This is a genomic window from Polaromonas sp. P3_C2, from assembly GCF_056402675.1.
Genome location: NZ_JBFUGX010000972.1, coordinates 1 through 1,172 on the forward strand (window position 1 = coordinate 1; position 1,172 = coordinate 1,172).

Genomic DNA, 1,172 nt, shown 5'->3' on the forward strand with positions numbered 1-1,172 from the left:
GTGAAGGAGAGAATCCCATGCAGAAATTCACCGTACACAAGGGCCTGGTCGCCCCGATGGACCGCGAGAACGTCGACACCGACGCCATCATCCCCAAGCAGTTCCTCAAGTCCATCCGCAAGACAGGCTTTGGCCCCAACCTGTTTGACGAATGGCGCTACCTGGACGCGGGCTTTCCCGGCCAGGACCCGGCCAGCCGCAAGCCCAACCCCGACTTCGTGCTGAACCAGCCACGCTACGCGGGCGCCTCCATCCTGCTGGCGCGCAAGAACTTCGGCTGCGGCTCCTCGCGTGAACACGCGCCCTGGGCGCTGGACCAATATGGCTTTCGCGCGATCATCGCGCCGAGCTACGCCGACATCTTCTTCAACAACAGCTTCAAGAACGGCCTGCTGCCCATTGTGCTGCCCGAGGCGCAGGTGGCGCAGCTGTTCGACGAAGCGCTGGCCTTCCCCGGCTACCAGCTCACGGTCGACCTGGAACGGCAAGTGATCGTCAAGCCGCAGGGCGAGGAGCTGCCTTTCGACGTGCAGGCTTTCCGCAAGTACTGCCTGCTCAACGGCCTGGACGACATTGGCCTGACCTTGCGCCAGAGCGACAAGATCAAGGCCTTTGAAGCCGAGCGCCTGGCAACCAAGCCCTGGCTGAACCACACGGTGGCAGGATGATGGCGCACTCGCGCATGGCAGGACTGGTGGTTGCCCTGCTGACCGGCCTGACGGGCTGCTCGACGATGGAAGCGGTCAATCGCGACCAAACCCAGCTGGCAGCCATCGAAAAGAACGCCCCTGCGAATGCCGCGACGCTTCGGCTGCGCTCCTTCTCGAATGGCACAGCGCGATTTGGTGTGAGCCCACAAAGCGCGTCATGCGAAGGCTTCAAGGATGTAGGTGTGGCTCTGAACACCATAGAAGCCAGCCGGACCTACGCCGGCCGCGAACGCAAAGACATTGTTGAAGTACTTCCGCAAGCTGGCCCGGTGCAGATTCGCGCCTATGCGCAGGAGCAGCATTTTGCGAACAACATAACCTACAAGTCAAAGTGTGGACCGGTAGCTGTCCGCTTCGTCGCCGATCCGCAGAAAAAATACACTGCCGACCTGATCTGGAAAGACAAGCGTTGCACCATCGTGGTCAACGACACTACCAGTTCAACCCCCATCCCTGTGCCGG

2 protein-coding genes are annotated in these 1,172 nt (G+C 61.3%); both read left to right on the forward strand.

Annotated elements, in window-relative coordinates; all coding sequences use genetic code 11:
* The first annotated feature begins 17 nt into the window (after positions 1 to 17).
* A complete protein-coding gene (leuD, locus tag AC1DWI_RS23890) occupies positions 18 to 668 on the forward strand; it encodes a 3-isopropylmalate dehydratase small subunit (RefSeq protein ID WP_477657140.1) in 651 nt (216 codons plus the stop codon).
* 14 nt (positions 669 to 682) lie between these two features.
* On the forward strand, positions 683 to 1,172 hold a 490-nt coding region (locus AC1DWI_RS23895; RefSeq protein ID WP_477726005.1), incomplete at its 3' end, for a hypothetical protein.

Coding starts and splice junctions, on each gene's coding strand:
- leuD (WP_477657140.1), top strand. CDS start 18: ATGCAGAAATTCACCGTACACAAGGGCCTGGTCGCCCCGATGGACCGC.